Origin of the sequence: Marinobacter sp. M-5, from assembly GCF_032911545.1 — a bacterium.
Taxonomy (GTDB): domain Bacteria; phylum Pseudomonadota; class Gammaproteobacteria; order Pseudomonadales; family Oleiphilaceae; genus Marinobacter; species Marinobacter goseongensis.
The window spans coordinates 1,479,075-1,501,275 of sequence record NZ_JAWJEK010000001.1; the positions used below are offsets into that span (position 1 = coordinate 1,479,075).

Consider the following 22,201-nt stretch of genomic DNA (forward strand, 5'->3'; position numbering starts at 1 on the left):
TAAGAGGAATTTTCATGGCGTTCAGCCCGCTGGTAGATGAACTGGTGGAGTCCCTTCGGTGTCTTCCCGGAGTAGGCCAGAAAACCGCGCAGCGTATGGCGTTTCATTTGTTGGAGCGCGGTCGTTCGGGCGGTGTTCGTCTGTCTGAAGCATTGGGTACCGCCATGGCTGACGTGCGCCGCTGCGACAGCTGCCAGAACTTCGCCGATTCGTCACGGTGCGGCATCTGTGAGAATCCGGAGCGGCACAACGGTACGCTCTGTGTGGTCGAGAGTCCGTCGGATCTGCTAGCGATCGAGCAGGCGGGTGACTATCGCGGCAGCTATTTCGTGCTGATGGGGCACCTTTCGCCCATCGACGGCGTGGGCCCGGAAGAGATTGGTATCGAGCGCCTGCTGAATCGCATCGCGCAGGAAAATGTGACCGAGCTGATTCTCGCCACCAATCCCACGGTGGAGGGCGAAGCCACCGCCCATTACATCGCAGACCGTCTCGATGGCCGGGGCGTACTGATTACCCGTCTGGCTCACGGCATTCCTGTGGGTGGCGAACTTGGCTACGTGGACGGCTTCACGTTGACCCACGCATTCCGGGGCCGCAAACCCCTCTCTGAATAACGACGGATCGAGCATTTCCTATGGCCCCACCAACCACTCCGGTCGCAACCGCGCCCCCGGCGCCAACAACTATTGAATGGATCACCGAGCCCGAATCACTCGACCAATGGTTGCTGGCGGTTAAGAACGAGCCACTGGCGCTGGATACGGAATTTGAGCGGGTAAGCACGTTCTTTCCGATTCCTGGCCTTGTGCAGTTGGGGCTGGGCGAACAGTATCGTCTGGTGGACCCAGCGGTCGCAGAGCAATCCGTTGAATTTCGCCGGGTTCTCGCGGACAACCGTCAGCCAAAACTGCTTTATGCCATGAGTGAAGATCTGGAGCTGTTTCGCCATTGGCTTCAACTGGAGCCCGCCGGCGTTATCGATCTTCAGATTGGCGCGGCGCTTGCCGGAGCGGGATTCTCGGTGGGTTATGCTCGCCTGGTGGAAACGTTGTTCGGTGCTACCCTCGACAAGTCCGCTACCCGCTCGGACTGGGTTTCGCGGCCGCTCAGCGAAGCGCAGCAGCGTTACGCGCTGGACGATATCCGGTTTCTGGCGCCTGTGTACGATTGGGTGATGTCCAATCTGTCGGTTCGTGGTTTTGAGGCAGCTCTGGCAGAGGAGTCCGACCGGTTTGCGTCGGAGCTCGCCAGCCAGGACGATCCCGAGAATCATTATTTGAAACTCCGTGGCGGCTGGGCGCTGCCTCTGCAGCAGCAGACTGCGCTCAAAAGGCTGGTCCTCTGGCGGGAGCAGGAATCCCGTCGTCGCGACCGCCCGCGTAATCGGGTGGTAGGGGATCCACTGTTGATCGCAATCGCCGAGCGCATGCCCGGTTCGCTCAAGGTGTTATCCAATATCCAGGGGCTACCGCAGCCGGTCATCCGTCGTTATGGTGATAAGATACTGGAGCTGCTGGATGAGGGCCTTGATGCGCCCACGGCAGATTTCGAGCCAATACAGGCCCCGCTGACTCGCGACGAGCAGGCATTCTACAAGCAGGTCAAACGGGTACTTGTCGCTGCCGCCGAGAGGGCAGATGTGCCCGTGGAATTGCTGGCACCCCGGAAACGGCTTGAGGCGGTGGTTCATCGCCGGGATCTTGCTGCTGGTCTTTTCAACAGCGGGTGGCGCAGTCAGATTATCGCGCCGGTTCGTGAGCAGCTTGAGGATTTATTGAAATCATGAGTGACAAACAGTTTGTGTCGGTGTTCCGCAGCAGTAAAAAAGCGGACACCTATCTTTATGTCCGTCGCGGGCAAATCTGGGAGGAGCTTCCCGAAAGCCTGCGCGGTATCTTCGGGACGCCGGTTCATGCCATGGATCTGATTCTTACGCCGGAGCGGAAACTTGCCCGCACCAGCGGAAGGCAGGTTCTGGATGCCATCGCAGACAAGGATTTTTTTCTGCAGATGCCGGAAGAGCAGGATTCCTACGTGGTGGACTTCCGGAGAAAGCCGGAGCAACGCCAGTCATGATCGCGCAGATCCCGTTCTGGCAGCGCAAACGTCTCGACGAAATGACGTCTGCGGAGTGGGAATCCCTGTGTGACGGCTGCGGCAAATGCTGCCTCGCCAAACTGGAGGATGAAGACACCGGAGAGGTGTATTACACCGATCTGGTTTGTCGTTACATGGATACGGACAGCTGTCGTTGTACCGTCTATCCTGAGCGGCTAGACAAAGTGCCGGCCTGCACCGTGCTGACGCCGGACTCGTTGGCAGACTATCACTGGTTGCCATTCACCTGCGCCTATCGGACGCTGGCGGATGGTCGACCCTTGCCTGACTGGCATCCGCTTCGCTCAGGCGATCCGGATAGCGTGCATGAGGCAGGCGTTTCGGTTCAGCACCGGGTTGCGTCCGAAGCCGGCGTCGCTGAAGAAGACTGGGAAGAACATATAATTCACTGGGTTCTGTAATGATTGATACTGACGCTCAACTCGCTTACGGCATTTTCTGGGTCATCTATGCCGTGTCATTTGTGGTTTTTTTCTACACCATGTCCCGTTTATTCAGGATTTTGCCGCTTTATGGGCTCCGAACCTTGTTGCAGTCCGCGCTTATCGTGCTGTTACTGACCCCCGTGGAGTCTGCGGAAGTCAGCAGTTGGTGGGTGCCCGCCTGGCTCTACGGTGGGTATGAGCTCATTCTCGGTGATGCGGAAGCGTCCGGCAGGGCGATTTTCAACCTGGGGGTAGCGGCGTTGGCCATGTTGTTGGTGTGGGTGCTGGATCTGGTTCGCTACCGCCTGGTGAAACGCTAGGCTGACAACTGTAAGAACAAGAAAACGGAGCCGAGATGCGACGGATACTGAGCAAGATTTTTCTGGCCTCATTCCTGGCTGGCCTATTCCTGCCCGCCTCGGTTGTCGCCCAGGCACCGCCTGCGCCTGAGCTGGCCGACAGTGCTGACGTGCGCATCATCGTCGATATATCCGGCTCCATGAAAGACAACGACCCCGATAACCTTCGCCAACCTGCCGTCCGGCTTCTGGCGCGTTTGCTTCCGGAACGCGCAAGCGCCGGTGTGTGGACCTTCGGGCAGTACGTCAACATGCTGGTGCCCTACGACTCTGTTGACGACGCCTGGCGCGAGCTCGCCATCAACCGGTCTGCAGGCATCAACTCCGTGGCCCTGCGAACCAATCTGGGCGAAGCCATCAAAGTGGCCAGCGATGACTACTTCACGAAGGGCGACCTTAGCGGCACCGACTTCATTCTGCTGACCGACGGCAAAGTGGACGTATCGGCGAGCGCCGACGCTAACCGGCAAGAGCGCGAGCGTATTCTTGGTCCGGTCCTTGACCGGCTGGTTCGCAAGGGGGCAACGTTCCATACTGTGGCGCTGTCCGACGAGGCTGACCGCGAGTTTCTCGAAACTCTGGCCGATCGCACCGGTGGGAGCTATAACGTGGCGCCCTCGGCGAACGCGCTGAACCTGGCCTTTTTGGACGCCCTCAATGCGGCGGTTCCACAGGAACAGTTGCCCATTGAGGGAGACGGCTTTGTCGTAGACAGCGGGGTGCAGGAATTCACCGCGCTGATTTTCTGGGGAGAAGATGAAACCAGTGCAACGCGGAAGCTGGAACTGACCGACCCCGAGGGCAGTGGGGCGGTGGTTGGTGACACGGGAGAAGGCATGCGGTGGGCGCGCGAGCCCGGTTACGACCTGATCACCGTCACTGAACCGCGACCGGGCAAATGGCGGATAAACGGTGAGCTGGGCGAGGGCAGTCGTGTCACCGTTGTCAGTGACCTGCGCATGGTCGTGTCGCCGGTGCCGTCATCGTTCAGCGAAGCGCAGCCTCTGGCTCTGCAGATTGCCTTTTTCGAGGACGAGAAAAAGCTGACCGATCCGGACTTTCTTGGGGTGCTGGAGGTTAGGGTGACGGTGACGTCGGAAGACAACCGAAGCGGCACCAAGGTTTTGTCTTCCGGTCAACCGCCGGCCAACGGGCTATACGGCGATACCATCAGCGCGCTCCCTGCGGCCGGCCGGTACACCATCGAGGTGATCGCTGATGGCCAGACCTTCTCCCGGAAATTCAACGGTTTCAGTCGTTTCGAGATGCCGGAGGAAGCGGTTCTATCCCCGCCTGACGATAGCCTGCTGGCCGCCGGCGAGGATGCTCCAGCGACCGAGAACCGTGAACTCGCAGGTGAACCGGCTTCAGGGCAAAAAGCCGAGTCCGAAGCCGAGCCTGCGGGCGGTGGGCCTATCGATATCAGCAAAGTGGAAGAACCGACCAACATCGAGGAAGCGCCGCCCCGGCCTGCACCTGCTGAAAGCGAGGAGCCGGGCTCCCCGGCGTGGCTGTTGGTGGCCGCGGCTTTGGGTGCGGTTGTGGTGGCGGGAGGTGGCCTGTTTCTGCTTTATCGCCGTAAAACAGCGTCGGAGCCGTCCGGGGACCCGGACAGTGGCGCTGTTGATAACATCGACAGTCACGAAGAGACGGTGCCGGTTGTCGAGCCTGAGGGGATATCCGACGAAGTTCCCGAGCTGGAGCCAGAATCCGAGCCAGTGCAAGAATCGAAGCAGGAACCGGAGCCCGGACCGGAACCAGCGACAGCGGCTGAAGCCACTGATGCCGGGGCAACCGATGACAGCGATGATGGCATTCCCGTTGCCGAGCCGTTGAACGAGCCTGAGGAGGAACTGCCGGTTTTGGCAGAAGGCGAAGACGAGCCTGTGGATGAGTTCGGCCTCGAAGACTTCGATCTGTCAGAGTTTGACGATCTCCCGGATTTCGATGACCAAAAGAAGGGCCGGCTCGATAACGATGAGCCCGATGAAACAGAACCGAAAAAATAGTCCGGGGTGTTAAGGTGGTGGCTCAGGCCTTTATACTCCTCGCCCGGATGATTTGATAACCGAACAGGAACCAACAGCATGAAGTTTACCGGTACCGAAAAATACGTAGCCACTGATGACTTGCAAATGGCGGTGAATGCGGCCATCTCGCTGCAACGCCCGCTGCTCATTAAAGGTGAGCCCGGCACCGGCAAAACCCTGCTGGCAGAGGAAATGGCGTCTTCCCTGGGAATGCGGCTGATCCCCTGGCACATCAAGTCCACGACCAAGGCTCAGCAGGGGCTTTACGAGTACGATGCGGTATCACGCCTTCGCGACTCTCAGCTTGGTGATGAAAAGGTCAAGGACATCAGCAACTACATTGTCAAAGGCAAGCTCTGGGAAGCCTTTGAAGCCGACGAACAGGTGGTACTGCTGATCGACGAGATCGACAAGGCAGACATTGAGTTTCCAAACGATTTGCTGCTCGAGCTGGATCGCATGGAGTTTTTTGTCTATGAAACCCAGCAGTTCGTGAAGGCCAAGCAACGTCCCATCATCGTCATTACCAGTAACAACGAGAAGGAACTGCCGGATGCCTTTCTGCGTCGCTGTTTCTTCCACTACATCAGTTTTCCCGATCACGATACGATGAAAGATATCGTCGATGTGCATTTCCCCGGCCTGCAGCAGGCCATTGTACGTGATGCTCTCGAAGTCTTTTTCGATGTGCGCAAGGTACCCGGGCTGAAAAAGAAACCGTCCACCTCGGAACTGATCGATTGGCTCAAGCTGCTGATGGCCGATGAACTGTCTGCCAAAATGCTTCAGGAAAAAGACACCAGCTCGGCTCTGCCACCGCTCTACGGGGCGTTGGTGAAAAACGAACAGGACGTTCACCTGTTGCAGAAACTAGCATTTATGGCGCGTCGTCGCAGCTGACATTCAGCAAGAGCTATACTTTATGTTGATCGATTTTTTTCTCGAAGTACGGCGGGCGAAAGTGCCTGCCAGCCTGCGCGAATTTCTCGACCTGCTGGAGGCCCTGCAGCATCGCCTGGCCTTTGCCGATATGGAAGAGTTCTATTACCTGTCAAGGTTGTGCCTGGTGAAAGATGAGCGCCACTTCGACAAGTTTGATCGAGCGTTCAAGGCCTATTTCGAAGGTATTGAAAACCTTGAAGACCTGATGGAAATGCTGATTCCGGACGATTGGCTCCGTGCCGAGTTCGAGAAGCATCTCAGCGAGGAAGACAAGGCCAAGATCGATTCCCTGGGCGGCCTTGAAGAATTGATCGAAACCTTCAAAAAGCGCATGGAAGAGCAGCAGGAGCGGCATGCCGGTGGTAACAAGTGGGTGGGCACCGGGGGCACGTCGCCTTTCGGGGCCAACGGCTACAATCCCGAGGGTTTCCGGATCGGCCAGAAAAACGGCCGTCAGGGCCGCGCTGTCAAAGTATGGGAAAAGCGGGAATACAAGGACCTTGATGACAGCATTACCCTTGGTATCCGCAACATCAAAGTGGCCATGCGTCGGTTGCGTAAGTTTGCCCGCCAGGGTGCCGCCGATCAGCTGGACATGGACGACACCATACGGTCCACCGCCCGTAACGCCGGTTACCTCGACCTGAAAATGGTCCCCGAGCGTCACAATGCGGTCAAAGTGCTGATTTTTTTCGACGTTGGTGGTTCCATGGACCCCCACGTGCGGGTGTGTGAGGAGTTGTTCTCGGCTGCCCGTATGGAGTTCAAGCACATGGAGTACTTCTACTTTCATAACTTTGTGTATGAGAGTGTGTGGAAGAACAACATTCGCCGCATGAACGAGACCACCAACACCTGGGATATCCTCAACAAGTACACACCGGACTACAAAGTCATTTTCGTGGGTGATGCCACCATGGCACCCTATGAAATTTCCCACCCTGGCGGTTCCATTGAGCACTGGAACGAGGAAGCCGGGGCCACGTGGTTTCAGCGGATAACCGATCATTTCCGCAAGGTGGTCTGGTTGAATCCGCTACCGGAAAGTTACTGGGGAAGCGGTGGCTCTCTGGGCATGACCCGTCAGCTGGTGGAAGATCACATGTACCCACTGACGATGGATGGTCTCGAGTCGGCGATGAAGCAACTGAGCAAATAAAAAAGCCGATGCGGTTGAGTGCATCGGCAAAGCTCGGCATTTCAAACGGGGTGGCGGTCAAGGCTCCCCCGTCCCCTGAGCCTGAGCAATTACGGGGCCACCTGAAATTTCTTCTTTGAAAACAGTGCGCAAGTGGACTGTCCGGGTCGCATCAGCCTGTCCGGGTGTATCATTTGTGCAACACCCGTCAAAAAAGTCGACACGTCGAGTTGTCCAATTGGTGATCTGGATACCGTTCTTGCCGATTACCTGATGTTACCCTCCCTGTCAGTTTGTAACGGAACATTACAAAAGGCAGGAAGCGTATGGTCGCCACAGAACAGGCAAGGGTAGCTACCGCGAGAGTGGCCCGGGCGGCGCAGAATGCGCTGGCAGCAGCAGTCGCTCTGCTGATCGCAATGACCCCGGCACTGACCACCGCTGACGATCTCAACTCTGATATCAATCGCCTGAAAGCCCAGGTCGCCGATCTGGCCGGCGAGCTCTACGCGCTTGAAGAATCCATTTTGCATCCCGCCGATACCCAAGTGGCAGTATTCCTGACACTTGCCCGCAAAGATGTCCTGGAACTTGATTCTATTGAGCTGTTCGTCAATGACACTCCGGTGTCTTCGCATCTGTACACCGACCGGGAACGCCAGTCGTTGCAACAGGGTGGGGTGCAGCAGCTGTATCTGGGCAATGTGCCTCACGGGGAACATGAGCTCAGGGCGGTGCTGACAGCACGAACGGGCAATGACCGTTACATTCGTCGAGAAGCCGAACACCGCTTTCAAAAGCGTCCCGGGGAATCACGTATCCAGTTGTCGCTGGACGCACGGGCTCCGGATTACGAACCCCGGTTCCTGTTCTCGGAATGGAAGTAGTTTGGCATGGATGCTGACGTCAGGATGAGTCGCTCTTTCGTTCGTAACGTCCGGTTCGCTCTGGTTGCCGTGGGCGTCCTGACGGTCTGTGGGCAAAATGTTGCGTTTGCGGGCAATGCCACAGAAGTCGCGCGTATGGCTGCGCTGGCGCAATTCGACCTTGCTGCCGGTAAGCCCCGGTTGGCGCTTGCGCGGACGGAGGGCTCACAAGGCGAGAGTGTGGCCTGGCAGAGGGCCCGGGCGCTTATGGGAACCGGGCAAGTGGTCAGGGCCCGCGACCTGCTTGAACGCCAGCTGCAAGGTCAGACCCATCGTGGTGACGCTGCGTTGATATTGGGGCGAATCGCTAACAGTGAGGGTGATGCCGCCGGCGCATCCCGCTATTTCGACACGGCCGCTAGGCTGGGTTTCGGGGAAACGCGACAACAAGCCCTGTATGAGCTGGCGGCTTTGAAGCTCGGAGCAGATGATCCGGACGCCGCAGGACAGTTGCTTGCTAAGATGGAGCCGGGGTATTGGGCTGCACTGGGCTATATGAATCTGGCGGGCGTTTACAGCATCAGGGATCTCAACGCGGCTCGTCCGCTGGTCGCGTTGCGAGTTGCCCTGGCGATGTCAGAGCAGGATGCCATGGGTGAGCGGAGCGCTTCATTGCGCAGCCAATTACTGGTCAGGGCGGGGTACCTGTCCTATCTGCAGGAAGATCATGAAAAGGCCATCGGGTTCTTTGAACAGGTTCCCCTCAATAGCTATCACATGCCACGGGCTCTGTACCTGCACGGCCTTGCTCTTGCCGCTCGTGATAACCATCGGGCAGCCATGCAGTCCTGGCATCGCGCCAGGAAATACCCGCTGGCTTACCCGGGTGTTGAGGATGCCTGGCTCGGAATGGGCCGGGGGTACGACCTGTCCGGTTACCTGGGACAGGCGGGTGAGGCGTATCTTGCTGCCAATGCCTCCTATGAGAGCGAGCGGGTCACTCTGAAAAAGCTGGCCGCTCGAATAGAGGCTGACGGGGCCTGGAAGGCGTTGATCCTAGACGCCAGGGGATCGGATGCCCAGTGGTTCCTCGCCGACAGCCGAACTCTGACCCAGCCGCGCATGGCCTATCTGCTGCAATTCATGGAGAGTTCGGTGGCCCAGGAGGCGGTCAGCCGGGTCTCTGAACTGGTTGACCTCAAGCTTTATCTGGCGGAAAAGCAACAAAACCTTATCGTGTGGAAGACCTCATTGCGCGAACGGCTGGCTACAGATCCCGGTTCAGCCGGGATGCGCTGGGCAGGTCTGGCTGACAGGGCGGAAACGCTGAGGGAACAGGTTCAGGCGCTGGCACAACGCCAGGGTGCCAAGTCAGTCCCGGATGAGCTATCGAACACGGCTGAGACACTGAGCGCCGTGGAAAACGCGCTGAACGCATTGGAGCAGCGGTTGGCGAAAAGAGACGCCCAGATTGCTGCTCTGGTGCGCCGTGCGGATGCCGCCCTGACTAACATTCAATCGCTCAGCTCACAGGTGGCGAAGCTGCAGGAACGGGCCGAATCCAGTCTCGACCGTGTAGCGCTGACCTATGTTTCAGATCAGGACAAGCGGATGGCGTTCGCTCTGGACAAAACCGAGCAACAGATTGCCCACCTTTACGAATACCTCGCCCTGGAAGCGCTTGAGCGGGGTGGACAATGAGTCACCTGATTTACGGCATGTCGCGTCGCTGTCGTGACTGGGTTGGCGTCGTCCTGTTGCTGACGGCAACGCCGGTGCTGGCCCAGGAATCCTTCCGTGTCGAATTGGGCCGTGACGGTGAAACCATCGGCGATATGCGTCCGGTATTCCTGACGTTCGAAGCCCGCCCCATGCCGGCGATATCGCCGGAGGAAGTAGCTCGCCGTTATCAGCGGCTTTTTGACTCCACCGACAAGCCGGAGGTGCGAATCGACGCGCTGAACCGGTTGGCCAATATCCAGCACGCTACCGGGCACGTGGTGCAGCCTGATGTCGAAGAGGAACAGCGGCTTTACCGCGAAGCTCTGGGGAGTTATGAGGCGATCGTTGAGCGGGGTGCCTTTCAGGGCAAGCTGGATGAACTGCTGTATCAGATGGCCAAGGCTCATGCCTATGTGGGGCAGGGAGGCGAGTCCATGCAGCGGCTCAAACAGCTGGTTGGGCTGTATCCAGAATCAGCACTGGTGGCGGAAGCACGCTTCCGCATTGCCGAATCGGCGTTTTCGGCCGGCCGCTACGTCGAAGCGGAGGCAGAATACGGCCGCTTGATCGCCGGTGATGAGGGGGGCGGTTTGAAAATCAAAGCCCGCTACATGCAGGGCTGGAGTCAGTTCAAACAGGGCGCCGGAGCCTGGGGCCGGTCGGCCGCCTCGTTTCTTGAAGTGCTGGATCAGCGCATGCCGGATCAGGCCAGTATCGCGCACGTTTCCGACAGTGATCTGGAGCTGGTGGATGATACGCTCCGTATGCTGGCGCTGATGGCCGCTGAGACCGACGGGGCAGATGCGTTGTTAGCCTGGCTCAGTGAGGCTGGCTCAAAACCCTATGACTACCTGTTGTTTGATCGACTCGCGGACTATTACGCAAGCAAGGGCCGGCATGCCGACAGCGTGGCGGTGAATCAGCGGTTCGTGGAATTGCAGCCCGGACACATGGCTGTGCCGGCGTTTATGGCGCAGGTGGTGGAAGTGTGGCGTCAGTCTGGCGAGCAGGGGCAAGCGCGGCGCGGCCAGGCAGCATTCGTCGCGGCGTTCGAGGAGGCGGAAGCATACCAGCGGCTGGATGCGAAGGATCAGGCATTGTGGCGGACGTTCGGCCGCGAGCTTGCGGACTATCACTACAGCCGGGGTCAGAACAGTTCCGATCCGGAGCAGTTTGCCCGCGCCGCTGGGTATTACGAGCGCCTCGGTATGCATGACGCAGCGCCGGGAGACATTTTCAGGCTGGCAGGGGACGCGCGCCTCCAGTCCGGTGACTTTGCTCGGGCGCTGACCAATTATCGGCAGGCCGCTTATGACACGCCCGGTTATCAGGACTCTGCCGATGCCGCCTGGGCGGCGGTCGTCATCCAGCGTGACGGCGCGGTCCAGCGCATTGACCACCCGGTCACGCTCGAGGCGCTCTCTGACGAGGCAGAGCGTTTCGAAGCCATCTTTCAAAATGACGCGAGGCTACCCGCCTTGTATGCCGATCTTGCCAATCGGTGGCTTGAACAAGGAGAGCTGACTCAAGCCCGGCGATTTGCCGAACGCGTGCATCAGCTGCACGGATCACAACCTGCAGATCAATACATTGCCTGGCTGGTTTTGGGCGAAATTCACACAGATTCGGACGACCATCGAGCCGCGGAAAATGCCTGGCGCAAGGCTGACAGCCTGATTCAATCCGGTGTCCTGAAGGATATCGATTCCGAGGAAACCCGGGCTGTGAAGCGCCAACTGGCTGCCGCCATATACCGTCAGGGCGAGGCCGCCCAGAGTTCCGGTGAGACCGATCTGGCTGTGGCCCACTTCCAGCGCGTTGATTCCGTGTTTCCGGGCTCAGATATTGCAATCAAGGGCCGCTACGATGCCGCAAACAGCCTGCTTCTGGCGGAGCGCTGGCAGAGTGCCGTCAACGAATTCATCCGGTTCCGCGGCGATTTTCCCGAACATCAACTGAGCCGCCACATCAGCGATAAGCTGGTGCTGGCTTACGAATCCTCTGACCAGCCGGTTCGGGCGGCTTTGGAGCTGATGGAAGCGGCCCGGACGGCCGCCGATCCCTGGCCGAACACTCTGCAGGCCGCCGAGTATTTTCATCGTGGGCAGGCCACGGGACGGCGTAATGCCATATATCAGGATTACCTGGCAATCGCATCGGAGCCTTCCGGCGCTCCCGAGCATCTGCGTCTGCAACGTATGCGTCAACGTCTGATTAATTCCGGAGTGTCGGTCCCGCACTACCGTCAAGACATGGTGAGCGCAGAACTGGCCAGCCAGTGGCATTCTGAGGACACACTGCGCTGGTCTGCCAACTCGGCCCTGGCATTGGGAATATCGGCTGCGGAGGCATTCGGGGCCATTCCTCTGAACCATCCCCTTCAACAATCCCTGAGCCACAAGCAGCAAGCGCTGGCGCTGGCCACCCAGCGTTTTTCGGAAGCAGAACAGTTCGATCAGCAAGGTGTCAGATCTGAAACTCTTTACCGACGCGCGGAGCTTTACCGGACCCTTGCCCATGACCTGATGAACTCGGCCGTTCCCGATGAGCTGAACGATCTTGAGCGGGCCCATTACCGGATGCTCCTGGAGGAGGAGGCGTATCCCTTCGAGGAAAAAGCGATCAACCTGCATGCGCGAAACCACCAGTTATTACCCGAGCATGGCTACAACGAATGGGTGGAGAAAAGCCTGAACGCTCTGGCGGAACTGTTCCCGGGCCGCTACGACCGCGACGTTCGATGGATGACCTGGACTGGAGAGACGAACGATGACGCCTGAACGCGTATTGAGCGGATTGCTGGTATGGATGCTGATGTTGGTGGGATGCGCCTCTCAGCCTCAGCCCATGTCTGAAAAGCCGCCGGCCCAACCCGCCACTCTGGACCCGCAGGCAGTGGTGGCCCTCAACAATCGAGCCCTTTCTCTGAAGGACGAAGGCGAGTTTCGTGAAGCGGCCAGACTGCTCCGCACCGGTGTTGAGGCGTCTCCTGCAACACCCGAGTTGCACTACAACCTTGCGGTGATTACTGAGCTGTACCTGCTGGATCTTGAAACCGCTCTGGCTCACTACCGACGCTACCGTGAGCTGACCGGTGACGACGACCGACAGGTGGCTGGCTGGATGGCTGATCTGGAACGGAGGCTGCAGTAAATGGTTCAACGGATAAAACCATGGTCAGGATGGGGCAGGGTGGGTTGGCTGTTAACCGTATCCCTTGTATTGGCAATGATCAGCACTGTGCCGGTTGCGGCCGATCCACAAACGGAAGTGTCCGGGGCGCTCAGGGTGGAGGGAATTTCCAACCATGCTGCCGACGACGATCCCGGTGTTCTGTACATTCTGCCCTGGCAGCCCCCCACCTTACCCCGAAGGCCTCGGGCGCGGCTGGATGAGGGCGCGCCGGACCTGCTGGAACCCAAGGATCCGGTCGCGCTTGAGCGCCACCGGGTGTTTCGTGAAACCCTGAATCCATCGCTGGATTCATCCCTGTCTTTGCAGTAACTGCGGGAGTCTGAGAATGCTGGAAACTGTGATTCGTTTTTTTCAGGAAGGTGGTCCCTTCATGTACCCGATAGCGGTTGTGCTGATGATAGGTCTGGCCATCACCCTAGAGCGCTTTATCTATCTGGGGAGCGTGCGACGGCGTAACCGCCTCGCTTTCGAGAAGGGTATTCTGCCGTTGCTGCGCAAGCGGGATTATCAGCGTGCGATGAAAGCCGCCAACGGTTCCGACAGCGCCATTGCCTCGATCATGGGTGCCGGAATCGGCCGTTTGCTCAATAACCACCGCCGTGAGGACATCGAGTGCGCCATGGAAGAGGGGCTGATGGAAGTGCTGCCGCGTCTCGAGAAGCGCACTCAGTACCTGGCGACCCTGGCGAATATTGCAACACTGATGGGGCTGCTGGGCACCATTATCGGACTGATTGCGGCGTTTACCGCCGTTGCCGCAGCGGATCCGGCGCAGAAGGCCACATTGTTGTCGGAGAGTATTTCGGTGGCCATGAATACCACGGCGTTCGGGTTGATGTCAGCGATACCCCTGTTGATGTTTCATGCCCTGTTACAGACTCGAACTAACGAAATCGTAGACAGTTTCGAAATGGCCGGGGTGAAGCTGTTGAACATCATCTCAGACCAGTTTCCCGGCCAGTCTGCGGGCTGAGCCGGAGGACACTGTATGAGACGCAGACATCGCAGGGCGGTGAGCAACCCGGAACTGGACATTACCGCTTTTCTCAACCTGATGATTGTTCTGGTGCCGGTGCTGTTGCTGGGCATGGTGTTCAGCCAGATCCGCACCATCGAACTGAGTTTTCCCGGCATGGCCCCCGGCGAGGCACCCTCGGTGGAGGAATTGCGACTGGTGGTCACCGTGATCCCGAGCGGCATCGAAGTGTCTGACAGTGAACGTGGTGTGATACGGACTCTGCCGTTGATTGAAAGCACTCAGGACTTTGACGGGTTGCGAGCGGTTCTGCAGCAGATCAAGGCAAGGGTGCCCGAAAAAACCGATCTGGTACTGGAGGTCGGTGCAGATATTGACTACCAGACGCTGGTGACCACCCTGGATACGGTTCGCTCCTATGCTGCGGTGGTAGCGGCCAGTCAGGTGGAGGCGGAGCTTTTTCCGGACGTTTCACTGGCTGATGCGCCGGATGACCGTGAGCTGGCGGGCACCGCCAGTGCCGGGACGGCTGACACCGGGGAGGGGGCATGAAAACATCCCGTCGCTCCCAGCGAATGAAGCGCCATTACGCTCGCATGCACCGTGCAGGCGGGCTGAATCTGGTGTCTCTGATGGATATTTTCACCATTCTGGTGTTCTTTCTGATGGTGAATTCATCCGACGTCAAAGTCATGCAGAACACGGCGGACGTGCCGTTGCCCCAATCGACAGCGCAGCAGGCCGCAGAGGACACCCTCACGGTGCAGGTGAGTGGGCAGTCGATACTGGTGCAGGGCCGGGAAGTCGCTCGCCTCGACACCATTCAGGCCGGGGATTCGACGGTGGGGGGTTTGGCGAATGAGCTGAGCTGGCGGCGGGATCGTCGCGGCGAGCCGCCGGAGAACGGCTTTGAGGTGACCATCATGGCCGGCCGCGACACCGACTACCGGCTACTACGGAAAATCATGCAGACCTGTGTCGACCAGCAGTATCGTCAGGTGAAGCTGGCAGTCGAGTCGGTTGGGGAGGTCCGCAATGGTTGACCCTTCCAATGCCCAGCGCGGCTTGCCCTGGACCCCTGAAAAAGGTGAAAACCGACGTTTTGTACGAATCCTGTTGGTGACGCTGCTGGTGTTTTTGCCGCCTGCGGTGGTCATTCCCATGCTGGACGTCCCCGCGCCTGAACGCAGCGAAACGGAAAAAGTGCCGCCAACGCTGGCAAAACTGGTGGAGCAGCGTCAGCCACCCGAGCCTGTGGCAATGCCTGAACCGCAACCAGAGCCGCAGGCAGATCGATCCGAGCCCGAAGCAGAACCAGAACCAGAACGAACGGACGTTAGCCGGCGACCACCTGACCCTGACCGCCAGACCACCGAGCAAGCCAGGGCGACGGCGTCCCGTTCGGGTCTGTTCGCAATGAAAGAGCAGATGGCCGCGCTGCATGGGACAGACGCCGAGCCGGTCCAGGCCCTTGCCGCTAATGTCCCGTCAGGAAACCCGAACGAGCCGGCCAACCGCCGCACCCGTGACGACGCTCTCAAAGGCAGCGGCGGTGTTGTGGACGAACAGGCGCCAGCACGAGTGGCAGAGGTCAGTGGTCATCAGGTTCGTGAGGTGGTGGCCACTCCACATCGTGAACCGGTGAAGGCAGCAGCGGCTGAAACCGGACCCGGAGCCGCTGAACGAGGCATGAGCAATATCCGCAAAGTGTTCGACGCCCAGAAAACCGCACTGTATTCCATGTATCGCCGTGAACTGAGGCAGGATCCGACCCTTGAAGGCAAGGTGCTGCTCGAGCTGGTCATTGAGCCCGATGGGACCGTGTCCCATTGCGAGGTGGTCAGTTCCGATCTGGACAACCCGGAACTGGAAACCCGGATCGCAACCCGGGTCCGACTGTTCAACTTCGGCTCCGCGGACGTTGCGGTGCGAAGGGTCAAGTTTCCGATTGATTTCCTGCCGGGATAATCAGTATTCGATCGTGATTCTTGGCAGGCGGGGCTTGTTGAGTGTCAGCTTTTGGGTCGGCGCAATAACCCGGGCCTGCCCGCTGACGACTTCTTCACTGTTCTGATTGTGAACAACGCACTGGAACGCCACCCGGTTTTTTGCCTCTTTCGTCTGCACGGTCAGGGTGACGGTGAGGGTGTCGTCGAGCTTTACGGGACGTTTGAACGCCAGGCTCTGCTCCAGATAGATGGTTCCGGGGCCGGGCATGACGGTGGCCAGTGCGGCTGAGATCAGCGAACCGCTCCACATGCCGTGGGCAATACGCTCCTTGAACATCGAGCCGGCCGCGAAATCTGCATCCAGATGCACCGGGTTGACGTCTCCGGAAACAGCCGCGAACAGCACGAGCTCATCTTCCGTCAGGGTGCGGGTAAAGGTCGCCGAATCGCCCTCATGCAACTCGTTATAGGTGATGTTTTCCAGGGTGTCAGGCGTGTCGCTCATGGGCTTCTCCACGATTGGGTGAGGTTTGTAAAGGCACGGAACAGGTGTGCTCTGAAAACTACCTCATCGGTCACAAAACTGCTATTCTCTGCCACTCATTTTTAGGCTGATACTTTTGTCGGGTTGATTTTTTAACCACCCCGACAGCGGTAGAACAATATAAACACAAGCGCCCTACAGGAGATGGTGATGGATTTCGAGCAGTTCTATCAGGACAAGTACCCCGCTGGTGTGCCCCGAGAGGTCGACCTGAACAAATATAAAAGCATGGTAGATGTGTTTGATCAGGCCGTTCAGAAATACGCAGACCGTCCCGCATTCAGCGCCGTTGGCGCCACCCTGACATACCGTGACCTCGACACCCAGAGCCGCAATTTTGCTGCCTGGCTTCAGAACAAGACCGACCTCAAGCCGGGCGACCGTATCGCGGTACAGATGCCGAACGTCAGCCAATACCCGGTGGTTGTGTTCGGTGCCATGCGCGCCGGCCTGATTGTGGTCAACACTAACCCGCTTTACACCACGCGGGAAATGGAGCACCAGTTCAACGATTCCGGCGCCAAGGCCCTGGTGGTTCTGGCCAACATGGCCGAGAACGCGGAGAAGGTCCTGCCTCACACCGGTATCGAGCACGTGATCGTGACCGAGATCGCCGACATGCATTCGCCGATCAAGCGCACGCTGCTGAACGCCGTGATCAAGCACGTCAAGAAAATGGTACCGCCGTTCAACCTGCCGCAGGCGCACAAACTGCCGGCCGTGCTGAGTGCCGGCGCGCGAGAGAAGTTTTCGCCGGTTGAAAGCAAACCGGACGACATTGCCGTTCTTCAGTACACCGGTGGAACCACGGGCGTCGCCAAAGGCGCCATGCTGACCCATGGCAACCTGGTGGCTAACCTGCTGCAGACCCGCCCGATGATGGAAGACATCATAGTGGAAGGCCAGGAAGTGGTCATTGCGCCGCTGCCGCTGTATCACATCTACTCCTTTACTCTGAACTGCGGAATAATGCTGGAAGCCGGCGCGCACAACGTGCTGATCCCGAACCCGCGGGATATTCCCGGGTTCGTTAAGGAGCTCAAGAACCACAAATTCACTGCGTTCCTGGGCCTGAACACCCTGTTTGTCGCCCTGTGCAACAACGAAGACTTCCAGGCGCTCGATTTCAGCGCGCTCAAACTGACGTCTTCTGGCGGTATGGCGCTGACCAGCGACACCGCCAAGATGTGGCAGCGGGTAACCGGCTGCGACATCACCGAAGGTTACGGCATGACCGAAACCTCTCCGGTTGTTACCTTCAACCCACACAGTGCCATTCAGCTGGGCACCATCGGTCTCCCGATTCCGTCTACCGTGGTGAAGACCATCGATGACGACGGCAATGAGACGCCGCTGGGCGAGCCGGGTGAACTCTGCGTCAAAGGCCCCCAGGTCATGCGCGGCTACTGGCAGCGACCGGAAGATACCCAGAAGTCCTTTACCGACGACGGTTTCCTGCAAACCGGCGATATCGCGCTGATTCAGGAAGACGGCTACATCCGCATTGTCGATCGTAAAAAGGACATGATCATTGTGTCCGGCTTTAACGTATTCCCGAACGAGATCGAGGACGTGGTGAGCAGCCATCCGAAGGTTGTCGAGTGTGCGGCCGTCGGCATCCCAGACGCGAAAAGCGGTGAAGCCGTCAAGGTGTTCCTGGTGGCGACTCCGGAAGGGGTGTCCGAGAACGAACTCAAAGAGTTCTGCCGTGAGCGTCTGACCGCTTACAAAGTGCCGAAGAACTTCGAATTCCGCGATGAGTTGCCCAAGACCAACGTGGGCAAGATTCTGCGTCGTGAACTGCGCGACGAAGCGAATAAGAAGTAAAATTCCGCCTGGGCCTGTTCCGACAGGCTCTTACGGTAAGGAAAACCCCGCCACGGCGGGGTTTTCCCGTTTAACAGGCCAGCCAATGCCGTTAGACTGGCGCTTTTCCATTGATTGCAAACGACACTGGTAACTTCCGTTCATGACTCGGACTCCCACAAACGCATCCTCGCCCGCACCTGACAATGCCGCGGCATTGAAGGCCATTCAGGAACAACTGGATGCCTGCAACCAGCAGGAAGCGGCCCGCATTCACAAATTGCTGGCGCGCAAGAAGGGCAGGCCGGATCAGAAGGACCTCGAGAAGATAGCGGGATGGCTGGATCGCGGTCTGGCACGGGTGCAACAACGCCAGGCGCTGCACAAGCCGGCGACGTTCCCGCCGGACCTTCCGGTTTCGGAACGGGTTGATGATATCCGTGACGCCATCGAGAACCACCAGGTGGTTATCATTGCTGGTGAGACGGGCTCTGGTAAAACCACCCAGATTCCCAAGATCTGCATGAACAGTGGGCGAGGCATTCGCGGTCTGATCGGCCACACCCAGCCCCGCCGGATTGCGGCTCGCAGTGTCGCGGCCCGGATTGCTGAAGAGCTGGGCGAGCAGACCGGCCAACAGGTGGGCTACCAGGTACGCTTTACCGACACGACTTCGGAGCAGTCCCGCGTCAAGGTCATGACTGACGGTATCCTGCTGGCGGAAATCCAGCATGACCGGTTTCTGGACCGCTACGATACGCTGATCATTGACGAAGCCCATGAGCGCAGTCTCAATATCGATTTCTTGCTGGGTTACCTGCGCCAGCTGCTGCCGAAGCGGCCGGACCTGAAGGTGATCATTACCTCTGCCACCATTGAGGTGGACCGGTTCAGCGATTTTTTCAACGATGCGCCGGTGATCGAGGTCAGTGGTCGGACCTACCCGGTGGATATCCGTTACCGCCCCTTGACGGGCGACGAGGATGATCGTGACCAGGGCTGGACCGACGGTGTGCTTCAGGCCCTTGAGGAGATCGAGCAACACGAGCGTCAGCAGAAAAAGCCTCCGGGCGATGTACTAGTGTTCCTGCCCGGGGAGCGGGAGATTCGCAATCTCAGCAAGGTGCTGCGGCATGTGGATCTGAAGCACACTGAGGTGTTGCCGCTTTACTCCCGCCTGAGCAATCAGGAGCAGAACCGAGTGTTCCAGGGCCATCGGGGCCGGCGTCTGGTGCTTTCCACCAACGTGGCCGAAACCTCGCTGACCGTACCGGGCATCCGCTACGTTATCGACACCGGCGTCGCCCGCATCAGTCGTTACAGTGTGCGCTCTAAGATTCAGCGGTTGCCGATTGAGGCGGTATCCCAGGCCAGTGCCAACCAGCGGGCAGGGCGCTGCGGTCGGGTGGCACCGGGCATCTGTTTTCGACTTTACGATGAAACGGATTTTATCAACAGATCAGAATACACCGATCCGGAAATTCTGCGCACCAATCTGGCCTCCGTTATCTTGCAGATGGCGACCACCGGTCTGGGCGACATTCGCCATTTTCCGTTTCTGGAAGCGCCGGACAGCCGCCTGATCAATGATGGCTATAAACTGTTGGAAGAGCTGGGCGCGGTCGATGACAAGCGCCGGGTGACCCGTCTCGGCCAGACCATGTCGCGGCTCCCGCTGGACCCTCGTCTGGCGCGTATGCTGGTGACCTCGGCAGAGCTTGGCAGCCTGTCGGAAACGCTGGTGATCATTTCCGGCCTGAGTATTCAGGACCCGAGGGAGCGCCCACAGGATAAACAGCAGGCAGCCGACCAGGCCCATGCACCGTTTAATGACAAGGAATCCGATTTCGCCAGCCTGCTCAATCTCTGGCGTTTTTACGAGGATCAACGGCAGGAGCTGTCTCAGAATCAGTTGAAGAAAGTGTGTCAGAAAACCTTTCTGTCGTGGATGCGCATGCGGGAGTGGCGTGATATCCACCGTCAGCTGACGCTGATCTGTCGCGAGCAGAAACTGGCGATCAATACCGAGCCTGCCAACTACGATTCGCTGCACAAAGCGATCCTCGCAGGACTGCTGGGGCAGGTGGCGCTGAAGGTGGAAAAGCGTGAGTACCTCGCTACCCGAAACCGGAAGGTGACGCTGTTTCCGGGTTCGAAAGTCTCAAAGAGCGCACCCAAGTGGATTGTTGCCGCTGAAATCGTTGAAACCAGCCGGGTGTTTGCACGAACGGTGGCCGCGATCCAGCCCGAATGGATTGAACCACTGGCCGGTCACGTGGTGAAACGCCACTATTTCGAGCCGCATTGGGAGCAGAAACGCGCCCAGGTGATGGGCTATGAAAAAGTCACGTTGTACGGTCTGGATGTCGTGACGCGGCGCCGTATTCCCTACAGCAAGGTGGACCCCGGGGTCTGTCGGGATCTGTTTATCCGCCGCGCCCTGGTCGAAGGAGACTACCGGTCCCGCGCGCCGTTCATCGAACGCAACCGGGCGTTGTTGGACACGGTGGAAAACCTGGAGAAGAAAACGCGTCGGCGGGATTTGCTGGTGGACGACGAGGCACTGGTGGCGTTCTACGACCAGCGCCTGCCAGAGGACATCGTCAGCGGCCGGCATTTTGAAACCTGGTGGAAGGGGCTGAGTGCGCCGGACCTGAAAAATATGGAATTGACGGAACAGGATATTCTGCAGCGACCTGTGGATGCGCAGGCCGGCAACCTGTACCCGGATTTTCTGGCGTGGGAGGGCGTTCAATATCCCCTCAGTTACGAGTTTGAACCGACCAGTGAGCGCGACGGCGTCACGCTCCAGGTGCCGTTGATGGCATTGAAACAGATTCCGGCCCGGCGGCTGGAATGGCTGGTTCCGGGCCTGTTGAGGGAGAAATGCATCGCATTGGTGAAAGGCCTGCCCAAATCCTTGCGACGCAATTTTGTACCGGTGCCGGATTTTGTGGACGCAGCCCTGGAGAACCTGCAGCCCACCAATGAACCGCTGGCCCTGCAGCTGGGAGAGCAGCTGCGGCGAATGACCGGTGTGCAGATTGATCCCCAGGTGTGGTCAGAGGATGAGTTACCGCGGCATCTCAGGATGAACGTCCGGGTGCTCGGTGATGGCGGCAAGGTCATGGCTGAGGGCCGCGAGGCATCGGTCCTTCAGGAGCAGCTTGAGGGCAAGGCCGAGGAGGCTCTTGCATCGGCGGCACAAGCCAGCGACGACAAGCTCACGGATCAGGTTCACGAGACGTGGGATTTCGGAGCCTTGCCTGAATCGGTCCAGACCGAACGGGGCGGAATGCAGGTAACGGTCTACCCGGCGCTGGATGACCTGGGTAAAGGGGTCAGGGTTGCGCGATATCTTGACCGCTTGACCGCCGAGGATGCCACTCGCAAGGCTGTCGCCAGGCTAATGCTGAACCGTTTTGGCAATACCCTGGACGAGCTTGAGCGTAAATTGCCCCATTTCAAGGCCTCGGCGCTGATGTTCGCCCCAGTCGGTCAGGCCCGGGTGTTACTGGATGACCTGCTGCTCGCGACAGCCATGATGCATTTTCTGTCCGATGAATTACCCCGTGACCAGGGGCATTTTGACGCCATCTTCAACCAGGGTCGTGGTGAATTCATCCCTGCACTGGAACAGGCAGACCACCACTTGCACGACGCCATGAAGGGTTATCACCGGGTCGCCAAACAGTTGAAAGGGAAAATCAGCCTGTCCCTTGCCAACAGCATGGCGGATCTGAAGTTTCAGCTGCGACACCTTGTCTACCCCGGGTTTCTGGTGGCGACACCGGCGGCCTGGCTTCAGCAGTTCGGCCGCTATTTCGAGGCCGCGGCTTTGCGGCTGGAGAAAATGCCCCGAGAGACCGGTCGCGAGCGAGAATTTCTCCATACCATCGAACCTCTGTGGTCCCGTTACGCCAGTAAATTCGAGCAGCAGCAGCGCCAGGGGGTTCGGGATCCGGAGCTTACCCAGTACCGCTGGATGCTGGAAGAGTTCCGTGTGTCATTCTTCGCACAGCAACTGGGCACGGTCATGCCGGTGTCGGTCAAGCGCCTTGACCGCCAGTGGGAGCAGACACGGGTGTGATACTTTGGTCGTCGCGGGCAAATCGCCGGGACTGTGTT

Annotated in this window: 20 protein-coding genes; 19 read left to right on the top strand and 1 reads right to left on the bottom strand. The window is 58.7% G+C overall.

The genetic code is table 11. The features are described 5' to 3' along the window. The first annotated feature begins 14 nt into the window (after positions 1–14). The 17 genes from recR (at position 15) to R0125_RS06845 (ending at position 15,742) form a co-directional block, all read left to right on the top strand. Positions 15–617, top strand: coding sequence for a recombination mediator RecR (gene recR / locus R0125_RS06765; RefSeq protein WP_317237623.1), 603 nt, complete (start codon positions 15–17; stop codon positions 615–617). Positions 618–637: 20 nt separating this feature from the next. After that, positions 638–1,789, top strand: a complete 1,152-nt coding sequence (locus tag R0125_RS06770; RefSeq protein WP_317237624.1) for a ribonuclease D — start codon at positions 638–640, stop codon at positions 1,787–1,789. Next, entirely contained in the window at positions 1,786–2,079 is a 294-nt protein-coding gene (locus R0125_RS06775) for a YcgL domain-containing protein (protein WP_248181072.1), read from the top strand. Before R0125_RS06770 ends, R0125_RS06775 begins: the two co-directional genes overlap by 4 nt. Next, positions 2,076–2,522 carry a YcgN family cysteine cluster protein gene (locus R0125_RS06780; protein WP_248181073.1) on the top strand — a complete coding sequence of 149 codons (447 nt, stop codon included), beginning with the start codon at positions 2,076–2,078 and terminating at the stop codon, positions 2,520–2,522. The genes R0125_RS06775 and R0125_RS06780 overlap by 4 nt, the downstream gene beginning before the upstream one ends. Further along, entirely contained in the window at positions 2,522–2,866 is a 345-nt protein-coding gene (locus tag R0125_RS06785) for a hypothetical protein (RefSeq protein WP_248181074.1), read from the top strand. The genes R0125_RS06780 and R0125_RS06785 overlap by 1 nt, the downstream gene beginning before the upstream one ends. Positions 2,867–2,901: 35 nt before the next feature. Continuing rightward, positions 2,902–4,914 carry a VWA domain-containing protein gene (locus tag R0125_RS06790; RefSeq protein ID WP_317237625.1) on the top strand — a complete coding sequence of 671 codons (2,013 nt, stop codon included), beginning with the start codon at positions 2,902–2,904 and terminating at the stop codon, positions 4,912–4,914. A 78-nt stretch (positions 4,915–4,992) separates the two neighbouring features. Further along, positions 4,993–5,835 (top strand): AAA family ATPase, encoded by an 843-nt coding sequence (locus R0125_RS06795; protein WP_248181076.1) that lies wholly within the window; start codon positions 4,993–4,995, stop codon positions 5,833–5,835. 22 nt (positions 5,836–5,857) lie between these two features. After that, entirely contained in the window at positions 5,858–7,036 is a 1,179-nt protein-coding gene (locus R0125_RS06800; protein ID WP_248181077.1) for a vWA domain-containing protein, read from the top strand. Between the two features lie 305 nt (positions 7,037–7,341). Next, the gene (locus R0125_RS06805; protein WP_317237626.1) at positions 7,342–7,902 is read left to right on the top strand and encodes an AraC family transcriptional regulator; all 561 of its coding nucleotides are present in this window, start codon (positions 7,342–7,344) and stop codon (positions 7,900–7,902) included. A gap of 24 nt (positions 7,903–7,926) precedes the next feature. Then, on the top strand, positions 7,927–9,582 hold the full coding sequence (locus R0125_RS06810; protein WP_317237627.1) for a hypothetical protein: 1,656 nt from the start codon (positions 7,927–7,929) through the stop codon (positions 9,580–9,582). Continuing rightward, on the top strand, positions 9,579–12,383 hold the full coding sequence (locus tag R0125_RS06815; protein ID WP_317237629.1) for a tetratricopeptide repeat protein: 2,805 nt from the start codon (positions 9,579–9,581) through the stop codon (positions 12,381–12,383). The genes R0125_RS06810 and R0125_RS06815 overlap by 4 nt, the downstream gene beginning before the upstream one ends. After that, the gene (locus tag R0125_RS06820; RefSeq protein WP_248181081.1) at positions 12,373–12,756 is read left to right on the top strand and encodes a hypothetical protein; all 384 of its coding nucleotides are present in this window, start codon (positions 12,373–12,375) and stop codon (positions 12,754–12,756) included. Before R0125_RS06815 ends, R0125_RS06820 begins: the two co-directional genes overlap by 11 nt. 75 nt (positions 12,757–12,831) lie before the next feature. Continuing rightward, entirely contained in the window at positions 12,832–13,107 is a 276-nt protein-coding gene (locus R0125_RS06825) for a hypothetical protein (RefSeq protein ID WP_282448240.1), read from the top strand. A 16-nt stretch (positions 13,108–13,123) separates the two neighbouring features. Then, on the top strand, positions 13,124–13,771 hold the full coding sequence (locus R0125_RS06830; RefSeq protein ID WP_317237630.1) for a MotA/TolQ/ExbB proton channel family protein: 648 nt from the start codon (positions 13,124–13,126) through the stop codon (positions 13,769–13,771). Between the two features lie 15 nt (positions 13,772–13,786). Beyond that, a complete protein-coding gene (locus R0125_RS06835; protein WP_317237631.1) occupies positions 13,787–14,326 on the top strand; it encodes an ExbD/TolR family protein in 540 nt (179 codons plus the stop codon). Then, on the top strand, positions 14,323–14,817 hold the full coding sequence (locus R0125_RS06840) for a biopolymer transporter ExbD (protein ID WP_317237632.1): 495 nt from the start codon (positions 14,323–14,325) through the stop codon (positions 14,815–14,817). The genes R0125_RS06835 and R0125_RS06840 overlap by 4 nt, the downstream gene beginning before the upstream one ends. Beyond that, positions 14,810–15,742, top strand: coding sequence for an AgmX/PglI C-terminal domain-containing protein (locus R0125_RS06845; protein WP_317237633.1), 933 nt, complete (start codon positions 14,810–14,812; stop codon positions 15,740–15,742). The genes R0125_RS06840 and R0125_RS06845 overlap by 8 nt, the downstream gene beginning before the upstream one ends. Here the strand turns inward: R0125_RS06845 and R0125_RS06850 are convergent, their stop codons facing one another. Continuing rightward, positions 15,743–16,228, bottom strand: coding sequence for a MaoC/PaaZ C-terminal domain-containing protein (locus R0125_RS06850; protein ID WP_317237634.1), 486 nt, complete (start codon positions 16,226–16,228; stop codon positions 15,743–15,745). It abuts the gene before it with no gap. A 189-nt stretch (positions 16,229–16,417) separates the two neighbouring features. Between R0125_RS06850 and R0125_RS06855 the strand changes: the two genes are divergently transcribed. Both R0125_RS06855 and hrpA read left to right on the top strand, forming a co-directional pair. Beyond that, positions 16,418–18,094, top strand: a complete 1,677-nt coding sequence (locus R0125_RS06855; RefSeq protein WP_317237636.1) for a long-chain fatty acid--CoA ligase — start codon at positions 16,418–16,420, stop codon at positions 18,092–18,094. Between the two features lie 142 nt (positions 18,095–18,236). Next, the gene (gene hrpA / locus R0125_RS06860) at positions 18,237–22,163 is read left to right on the top strand and encodes an ATP-dependent RNA helicase HrpA (protein WP_317237637.1); all 3,927 of its coding nucleotides are present in this window, start codon (positions 18,237–18,239) and stop codon (positions 22,161–22,163) included. Positions 22,164–22,201 lie beyond the last annotated feature (38 nt).